Raw genomic sequence first — 9108 nt, 5'->3', positions numbered from 1 at the left:
CTCCAACTCCTCCCCCGTGTGGGGAGGAGTTGGAGGTGGGGGTGGTCGGGTGAGCCACCGCGGCCGAGGCTGGCGGAGCCACCCCCACCCCTGTCCCCTCCCCACAAGGGGGAGGGGACGTGCGCTCCGCGCCCTGGCGCATCTCCGCGCTCATTTGCCGTCGGTCAGCGCGGGGTCGATGTAGCTCTTCACGTCCTGGGCGGTCTTGTAGACCTCGTACTTGACGTTGAAGGCGTCGGCGTAGCGGCTGGAGCCGTAGAGGGAGCCGAACCCGTCGGCATCCTTCATCACCTTGGCGCCCTCGGCCAGGGTGAGGAGCTTGGTGCCCTTGAGGAAGCGGGTGAAGGTGGGCGCGTCGATGCCGACCTTGGCCGCCATGATCGTCACGGCGTCGGGTTGCGTCTTCGGGTCCTGGATATAGGCGACGACCTTGTTCCAGACGCCGACGAACTTGATCCACTCGGCCCGGCGGCCCGACAGGCTGGCCGGCGAGACGGTGACCACGTCGTAGATCAGGCCCGGCTCGTCGGCGGAGGTATAGAGCGGCTTGGCGCCGGCCGCGCCCTTCATCGCCTGCCCGGCGACGGGCTGCCAGGCGCCGATGGCCGAGACGTCGCCGGAGGCGAGCACCTGCGGGGTCTCGTTGGTCTTGGCGTTGACCAGGGTGACGTCCGTCTCCTTGAGGCCGAGCTTGGTCAGGCCGTTGATGAGGAGGAGATGCTCCACGAGGCCGACTTCGAGGCCGACTTTCTTGCCCTTGAGGTCGGCCAGTGCCTTCACGCCGGGCTTGCCGACGATCATGTCGTTGCCGTTGGAGTAATCCGTGAGCATGATCATGACGTTCTTGGCGCCGTTGCCGCCCATCACCAGGGCATCGCCGTTGGTGCAGGTGACGGCGTCGAGCTTGCCGGCGGAGAACGCGTCCATGGAGGCCGAGTAGTCGAACCACTCGAACTTCGCGTCGACACCGGCTTCCTTCAGCCAGCCCTTCTCGATGGCGACCTGCCAGGCCACCCAGCCGGGCCAGTCGCTGTAGCCGATGCGCAGGGGCTCGGCGGCGTGCGCCACGGGGATGGAGGCGGAGGCCGTGAGGAGGCCCAGGGCGAGGGCGCAGCCCGTGATGGCCTTGCGTCCGGCGGTCAGGATCGTGGAAAGGTGCATCTGCATTCTCCGAACCGCGTAGTACGATCGCTGGAAATCGTAATACCGATTGCGTTTCACCCATACAAGAGACGTGCCAGGTTCGGCCCGGCATGGAGGAGAGGCCCGATGGCCGGTGGCGACGAGACCGAGATGGGTGCCGATGACGGGGCGGTCCCGGAGGAGGGCGCGGGCGGGCGGCGCAAGCCGGTGAGCCGGATCAGTCTGTCGCTGTCCGAGGACCTGCTCTGCGAACTCGACACCATGGTGGGGGAGCGGGGCTTCGCCAGCCGCTCCCAGGCGGTGGCGACGATCCTCCACCGCTCGCTCGTGGAGCACCGGCACAAGGTCGGCGACCGGGTGATGGTGGGCACGATCACGCTGTTCTACGATCATCTCGCGCCGGGCGTGCAGCAGCGTCTGGCCGACCTTCAGCGGCGCTACATCGCCGAGGTGATCTCCTCGCTCCACGTCCACCTGATGAACAACCAGACCCTCGAAGTGGTCCTGGTCCAGGGGCCGGCGGCGACGCTGCAGACCATCGCCGACACGATGATCACCGAGCGCGGCGTCATCTCCGGCCGGCTGGAACTCGCCGCCGCCCTGATCCCGCCCATCCATCCGTTCCAGGGGGAGGGGGGCGGCTGAGGCTTCGCCCGACGGTACCGCCTCGACGGAGGCTTCCAGCAGCGTTGTGCGATCTGGATGCCTCCTTCGAGGCCTTCGCTTCGCTGCAGCACCTCAGGATGAGGAGTCTGGTGGGATGAGAATTGGTTGCCGGGGCCAAGGTTTGCCTTCTCCTAACCCGACCACCTCATCCTGAGGCGCCGCGAAGCGGCCTCGAAGGAGGCCTCCAGAACTCGGAGCGCGAAGTGGACCTCTTCTTCGAGGCCCGGATTCAGGCCGTTTCGGCCTCCGGCTCGCCCGCCGCCTCCGGCATCGCCTCGCCGTCGGGGATCACGTCCACCTCGACCTTGAGCTTCTGCGGGCCGGAGGAGGAGACGATGCCGTCGATGGGCGAGACGTCGGTGTAGTCGCGGCCCCGCGCCACAACGATGTGGTCGTCGCAGGCGCCGATGTTGTTGGTGGGATCGAGGCCGATCCAGCCATCCCCGCACCAGACCGAGACCCAGGCATGGCTGGCATCGGCACCCCGCAGGCGCGGCCGGCCGGCGGGCGGGATGGTGCGGATGTAGCCGCTGACATAGGCGGCGGGCAGGCCGAGTCCGCGCAGGCCGGCGATCATGATATGCGCGAAATCCTGGCACACCCCCGCCCTGAGGGCGAAGGCCTCGGCCAGCGGCGTGTGGACGGTGGTTGCCTTCGCGTCGAAGGTGAAGTCGGCACGCATGCGCCGCATCAGGTCGACGGCTCCGCCATAGGCGCTCCGGCCGGGGGTGAAACTGGCTCGCGCATAGTCGGTCACGTCCGGGTCGAGGGGCACCCTGACGCTGGGGAACATGAAATGCACGGGGGCGTCGGGCGCCATGGAGCGGCCGGAGATCGCCGTGTCGCGCACATTCTCCCAGGGCATGCCGGATTCCGGCTCCGGCAGCGGCGGACGCTTCACCTCGACCCGCGAGAGGGCTTCCACCCGCAACTCGCTATGCGGGGAGTCGATCAGGAAGGTCACCACGTCGAGGCCGAAATAGTCGCGCCGCACGGTGCGGGTCCGCGGCGTCGGCGAGATCGTCAGTTCGCTCGACAGGACGCTCTGCCCCTCTCCGTCGCGCGGCTGCAGCCTGAGGGCGCAGCGGGCGTAGCGGACGGGCTTGCCGTAGCGGTAGGTGGTGAGGTGGCGCAGCGTATAGATCACGCGAGCCCCACCAGCTTTTCCGGCCGCATGGCATGCGGTCCGTTGGGGAAGTAGCGGGTGACGATCGCGTCGGCGAGGCCCTCGAAGGTGTTCTCGAGGCGGGACAGGGCCGCCCCGTCGAGTTCCGACGCCTCGGCGGTGGTGAATTCGGCGGCGAGCTTCTGGGCGAGGCGCCGGTGCGACTCGGGCAGGCCGTCGACGCGCAGGGCCGGCAGGTCGGCGAGATGCCGGCAGATCGCCTCGATCTGGAAGGCGACGGAGCGCGGGTTGAAGGGATCGAGGAGCACCATGTCGCGCACCGGGTCGATGGCCACGCCCTGCATGTAGCGCGCGCCGAAGGAGACGTGCGAATCGCAGAGGGACAGCATGACGCCGAGATCCTCGGCGGTCGCCTCGTCCCCCGCGAAACGGGCGGCGAAGGAGCAGGTGTTGATCGCCCGCTCGATCCGGCGGCCGAGATCGACGAAGTGCCAGCCCGCCGTGCGGTTCATGTTCTCCTGCGCCAGCCCCGCCAGGGCGGCAATGTGGCCGAGCGCCCGCTCCGCCAGCCCGAGGAGCTCGGCCTCGGCCAGTTCCCTGGCCTCGTCGAGGTCGAGGAGGTCCCTCAGGTCGGCCAGCGCGCGCCAGGCCTCGCTCGACAGCCGCTCACGCAGGGAGGCCGCGTTGTGGCGCGCCGACAGGCTGTGCGACAAGGCCGACCCGTAGGTCGCCCGCCCGCTCAGGGCCTCCTGCGCGAGTTTCGCCGTCGGCAGGTCGGGCGCTTCGATGGCGCCCCATTCGTCCAGCAGGGCGCGGATGCGGAGAGCGGTGGGCGCGCTCTCGGTGCCGGCCATGTCGGCGATCACCGCGTTCCCGACGCTGCCGAGATGGGCGATGACGAGGCGGATCACCGCCTCCGCCCGCTCCACGTAGCGGCCGAACCAGAACAGGTTGTCGGCCGCCCGCGACGGCAGGTGGCCGGCGATGCGGCGCACGCGCGGGGCGCCCGGATGCATCAGCGAGACGGGCTCCACCGGGCCGTCCGAGAGCACCCACACATCCGCCGACTTGATCCCGGCCCGCATCTCGATCGGGTTCACGTCGGGCCGCTCGGAGATGCGGCAGAAGCCGCCGGGCATCACCCGCCAGCCGTCGGGAGTCGCCGCCGCGAAGACGCGCAGCACGAAGGGGCGGGGCACGAGGCGCATCCCGTCGGGGCCGGGCTCCCAGCCCGGCATGGTGGAGAGGGGGGCGTGCTCCTGCGCCACGTAGTCGAACGGACGGTCGCGCAGGGCGGCCACCACGCGCTCGCGCTCGGCGACGATGGCGTGCGGCCCGAGGATGGCGTCGCGCCCCATGCCCTTGGTCGGGGTCGCCACCGGCCGCAGGTCCAGCCGTTCGAGGTTGTCGCGCACATGGGCCAGGGATTCGGGATCGCCGCACCACCAGCTCTTCGGCCCCTGGAGGCTGAGGTCGGTACCGAGGAAGTAGCGCGCGATGCGCGGCAGATAGGCCCCGAGCGCCCCCGATTCCAGGATGCCGGAACCCGGCATGTTGCCGACGACGAGGCTGCCGTCGCGCAGGGCCTCCAGCACGCCGGACACGCCGAGGCGCGAGGCCGGGTTGAGTTCGAGCGGGTCGAGATAGTCGGAATCGATGCGCCGCCACAGGGCGTCGATGCGCTTGAGGCCGGAGACGGTGCGCACGTGCAGCACCCCGTCCTGCATCACGAGGTCGTCGCCCTCCACCAGCAGCAGGCCGAGATAGCGCGCCAGCGCCGCCTGCTCCACATAGGTCGAGCTCAAGGGGCCGGACGTCAGCAGGCCGATGCGCGGGTCGCTGCGCTGCGCGCCCATGACCAGCCCGTCGCGAAACGCCTGGAAGAACGGGGCGAGGCGCTCGACATGAAGGTCGGCATAGAGGTCCGGGAAGGCGCGGGTCAGCACCATCCGGTTCTCCAGCGCGTAGCCGGGGCCGGAGGGCGCCTGGGTCCTGTCGGCGAGCACCCGCCAGCGCCCGTCCGGCCCCCGGCCGATATCGGCGGCATAGAGCTTGAGCCAGCGCCCGCCCGGCGGCGTCACCCCCGAGAGCGGGCGCAGGAATTCCGGCGCACCGGCCACCAGGGCGGCCGGCAGCACCCCTTCCGACACCATCCGGCCGGGGCCGTAGATGTCCGAGATGATGGATTCCATCAGCCCGGCCCGCTGGACGATGCCGGCGCTGAGGGCGCGCCATTCGGCACCCTCGATCACCAGGGGCAGGGAACTGAGCGGCCAGGCATGCTCGCGCTGGTCGCCGTAGATCCGATACGAGATGCCGGTATCGCGGATGTGCCGCTCGGCCGAGGCGAAGCGGGCGGTGATCTCGGCGCCGCTGAGGGCGCCGAGGCGGTCGAGCAGGCGTGGCCAGGCCCCTTTGCAAGGCCCTTCGGAAACGCCTTCGCGAGGCCCGTCCGGCCCCGCGAACTCGTCCGGGATTCCGGGCCGAGGCCGGTAGTCCGAGGTCCAGCGCGCGACATGCGACGCCGTTCCTCCGGCTTGCGCCTCGGCCATTTGGGTCATCGGGGTGCTGGCGTTCTGAGATCGAGGGTGAGCGGGAACTCGCGGCTGATCTCCTCGACCGGCATCTCGACCTTGCCGGGGGTGTGGCCGTGGGCCTGGAAGCGCGCGAGACGGCGCCCCTCGGCCTCGTAGGTGTTCACCGGGAAGGTCTCGTAGTTGCGCCCGCCGGGATGGCTGACATGGTAGCGGCAGCCGCCGATCGAGCGTCCGCTCCACGCATCGAGGATGTCGATGGTGAGGGGCGAATGCGCGGGGATCGTCGGATGCATCGAGGAGGCCGGCTGCCACGCCTTGAAGCGCAGGCCCGCCACCGCTTCGCCCACCGTGCCGGTGCTCGTCATCGGAAGGCGCCGGCCGTTGCAGCTGATGATGTGGCGGCCGGGCACGAAGCCCTCGACCTTGACCTGCAGACGCTCCACCGAGCTGTCCACGTACCGCACCGTTCCACCGATCGTCCCCTCTTCGCCCAGCACGTGCCAGGGCTCCAGTGCCTGCCGCAGTTCCAGCTTGACGCCGCCCTGCTCCACCGTGCCGAAGACGGGGAAGCGGAACTCGTACTGCGCCTGGAACGCCGCCGGGTCGAAGTCGTAACCGGCTTGGCGGAGGTCTTCCAGCACGCCGAGGAAGTCCGTCCAGAGGAAGTGGGGCAGCATGAAGCGATCGTGCAGGCCCGTGCCCCAACGGACACAGCCGCCTTCCTGGGGTTCGCGCCAGGCCCAGGCGACGATGGCCCGCAGCAGGAGTTGCTGGGCCAGACTCATGCGCGGGTCCGGCGGCATCTCGAAGGAGCGGAACTCCAAGAGGCCGAGGCGGCCGGTGGGGCCGTCCGGCGAGTAGAGCTTGTCGATGCAGATCTCGGAGCGGTGGGTGTTGCCGGTGACGTCCACGAGGATGTTGCGGAAGATCCGGTCCACCAGCCAGCGCGGGATGTTGGGCTCGTCGGGTTTGGGCACCTGCGCCATGGCGATCTCGAGCTCGTAGAGCCCGTCGTGCCGGGCCTCGTCCATGCGCGGCGCCTGGCTCGTCGGGCCGATATAGAGGCCGGCGAACAGGTAGGAGAGCGAGGGGTGGCGCTGCCAGTAGAGCACGAGGCTCTTCAGCAGGTCGGGCCGGCGCAGGAACGGCGAATCGTTGGGCGTCGCGCCGCCCAGCACCACGTGGTTGCCGCCGCCGGTGCCGGTATGGCGGCCGTCGGTCATGAACTTCTGCGCGCCCAGGCGGATCTGGCGGGCATCCTCGTAGAGCTCGCTCGTGATGGTCACGGCCTCGCGCCAGGAGGTGGCGGGATGCACGTTGACCTCGATGACGCCCGGATCGGGCGTGACCTTGATGACGTTCAGGCGCGGATCGAACGGCGGCTCGTAGCCCTCGATATGCAGGGGCTGCTTCAGCTCGGCGGCGACGGCCTCGAGATGGCCGATGAGTTCGAGATACTCGTCCACCCGCTGCAGCGGCGGCATGAACACCCGCAGCACCCCGTCCCGCGGCTCGACGGCGAGGGCCGTGCGCACGGCGACGCCGGTGACGCCCGATCCGTTCTCGGTCTTTGTGCCGGGATGACCCTCGGGGAGGGCGCCCCGCTCCTCAAGCGGATCCTGGGGTTGGTAGTAGGGGTAGTGCTCCGGCGGAACGAAGGGCAGCGAGCTCAGGGGGAGGCGATACCCCACCGGTGAATCGCCCGGCGTCAGGAAGGCGTGGGTGCGGCGGAACTGCCAGGGTTCCGAGATCCAGCGGCGGTCGTCGGGATCGTCCTTGCCGAGCGGCAGGCTCGCCAGGGGGAGGGCATAGCCGGCGGCCTCGCCGAGGCCGCGGTCGAACACCCGCGCGATGCGGGCATTGGTCTCCGGGTTCGGGAACTTGGCGTCCGAGGTGGTGACGTTGATCGGCAGCTCCTCCCGCTTCTCCTCCCAGTAGATCGGGTCTTCGAAGGCGGGGAACACGTAGGTTTCGAGGCCGAGGCGCTTGGCGACGCCGTCGATCAGCGCCTTCGCCTTGCTGGAGGTGGCGTCACGCGGGCCGTCCTCCTTTGCGACGAGGTCGGGATTGCTCCAGATCGGCTTGCCGTCCCGGCGCCAGTACAGGGCGAAGGCCCAGCGCGGCAGGCTCTCGCCCGGATACCACTTGCCCTGGCCGTAATGCAGCATGCCGCCAGGCCCGAAGCGGGTGCGCAGGCGCCGGATCAGCTTGTCGGCGAGGCCGCGCTTCGTCGGCCCCACGGCGGCGGCGTTCCACTCGGCCGATTCGAAATCGTCGATGGAGACGAAGGTCGGCTCGCCGCCCATGGTCAGGCGGACGTCCTGCTCGGCGAGATCGACGTCGATCCGCTCGCCCAGGGCATCCATCTTGGCCCAGACCTCTTCGGAGAAGGGCTTGGTGATGCGCGGCGCCTCGGCCACGCGGGTCACCGTCATCTCGAAGCCGAACTCCACTTCGGCGGGTTCGGCCAGACCGGAGATCGGCGCGGCCGACTGGTAGTGCGGGGTGGCGGCGAGCGGGATGTGGCCCTCGCCGCAGAGGAGACCGGAGGTGGCGTCGAGGCCGATCCAGCCGGCGCCCGGCAGGTAGACCTCGGCCCAGGCGTGCAGGTCGGTGAAGTCGGTGGAGGTGCCGGCCGGGCCGTCCACCGCCGTCGTGTCGGGAATGAGCTGGATCAGGTAGCCGGAGACGAAGCGCGCTGCGAGACCGATGCGGCGCAGCACCTGGACCAGGAGCCAGGCGGAGTCGCGGCAGGAGCCGCTCTTCAGGGTCAGCGTCTCGGCCGGCGTCTGGACGCCCGGCTCCATGCGCACGCCGTAGGTCACCTCGGAGGCGATCATGGCGTTGAGGGCCACGAGGAACAGCACGGTGTTGGGCTGTTCCGGCAGCCGCTCGAGCAGCGCGTCGATCTCCGGTCCCGTGGCGTCGTCGGTGACGAGATAGGGCTTCAGCTCCGCCGTGAGGTCGCTCTCGTAGGCGAAGGGGCGGGTCTGGGCGTAGTCCTCCACGAAGAAGTCGAACGGATTGATCACCGCCATCTCGGCGATCAGATCGACCTCGATCTTCAGCTCGGTGGTCCGCTCGGGGAAGACCAGCCGGGCGAGCCAGTTCCCGTTCGGGTCCTGCTGCCAGTTGATGAAGTGGTTCTCCGGCAGGATCTTCAGGGAATAGGCCGGCACGGACGAGCGCGTATGCGGCGCGGGGCGCAGGCGGATCACCTGCGGTCCGAGCTGGATCGGTCGATCGTACTTGTAGTGGGTGACGTGGTGGAGGGCGGCTTTGATGGACACGGGGACTCCCGCTGGTTCAGACGTGGTGCCGGGCGCGCGATGAACGCGCGCCGGCGGCGGGAAGCCGGAGCGCATCGCCGAAGCGCATCCCGGCTGTCATCGGCGTTTCGAGGCCGAATGACCATAGGCCGGGAACAGCGCCGACGGCAGTCGAATTCGGTGCTAGTCTACAGCGACGTTGCCCGACCGGGTGGTGGAAGGCGAAGACGTTCATCGCGTGAGGATCTTGGCCCTGGCAGTTCAGACATACGGCGTGGCGATGCGGCCCGTCGCCGGGCGTGAAGCAAATTCCGTGCATCGTGGCGCGGGACGCCGCCGCGACGCGCTCCCGCTCGCCCTCCGCGGC

General features: G+C 69.7%; 6 protein-coding genes. 1 reads left to right on the top strand and 5 read right to left on the bottom strand.

Translation table 11 applies throughout. The features are described from left to right. Positions 1 to 150: 150 nt before the first annotated feature. Complete coding sequence (locus FV220_RS22540; protein WP_147833301.1) at positions 151 to 1167, bottom strand: ABC transporter substrate-binding protein; 1017 nt, start codon at positions 1165 to 1167, stop codon at positions 151 to 153. A 102-nt stretch (positions 1168 to 1269) separates the two neighbouring features. Here FV220_RS22540 and nikR point away from each other — a divergent pair, with 102 nt between their 5' ends. Continuing rightward, positions 1270 to 1788, top strand: a complete 519-nt coding sequence (nikR, locus tag FV220_RS22535; RefSeq protein ID WP_210245967.1) for a nickel-responsive transcriptional regulator NikR — start codon at positions 1270 to 1272, stop codon at positions 1786 to 1788. Between the two features lie 250 nt (positions 1789 to 2038). Here nikR and FV220_RS22530 read toward each other — a convergent pair whose 3' ends face one another. The 4 genes from FV220_RS22530 to FV220_RS25865 all read right to left on the bottom strand — a co-directional run. Further along, positions 2039 to 2956: a transglutaminase family protein gene (locus FV220_RS22530; protein WP_147833300.1), complete on the bottom strand. Its 918-nt coding sequence runs from the start codon at positions 2954 to 2956 to the stop codon at positions 2039 to 2041. Next, positions 2953 to 5487 carry a circularly permuted type 2 ATP-grasp protein gene (locus tag FV220_RS22525; protein WP_147833299.1) on the bottom strand — a complete coding sequence of 845 codons (2535 nt, stop codon included), beginning with the start codon at positions 5485 to 5487 and terminating at the stop codon, positions 2953 to 2955. Before FV220_RS22525 ends, FV220_RS22530 begins: the two co-directional genes overlap by 4 nt. 5 nt (positions 5488 to 5492) lie before the next feature. Then, positions 5493 to 8762: a transglutaminase family protein gene (locus FV220_RS22520; protein ID WP_147833298.1), complete on the bottom strand. Its 3270-nt coding sequence runs from the start codon at positions 8760 to 8762 to the stop codon at positions 5493 to 5495. 16 nt (positions 8763 to 8778) lie between these two features. Next, positions 8779 to 9108 (bottom strand): hypothetical protein (locus tag FV220_RS25865; protein WP_210245966.1); only part of this gene is annotated, 330 nt, incomplete at its 5' end.

The organism is Methylobacterium sp. WL19 (assembly GCF_008040005.1).
Classification (GTDB): domain Bacteria; phylum Pseudomonadota; class Alphaproteobacteria; order Rhizobiales; family Beijerinckiaceae; genus Methylobacterium; species Methylobacterium bullatum.
Note: the sequence above shows the minus strand (reverse complement) of the source record. Positions and strands in the feature narration are given on the sequence as shown.

What these genes read in the sequence shown, in the direction of transcription:
- FV220_RS22540 (WP_147833301.1), bottom strand. Translation starts at nt 1,167, where the DNA reads ATGCAGATGCACCTTTCCACGATCCTGACCGCCGGACGCAAGGCCATC.
- nikR (WP_210245967.1), top strand. Translation starts at nt 1,270, where the DNA reads ATGGCCGGTGGCGACGAGACCGAGATGGGTGCCGATGACGGGGCGGTC.
- FV220_RS22525 (WP_147833299.1), bottom strand. Translation starts at nt 5,487, where the DNA reads ATGGCCGAGGCGCAAGCCGGAGGAACGGCGTCGCATGTCGCGCGCTGG.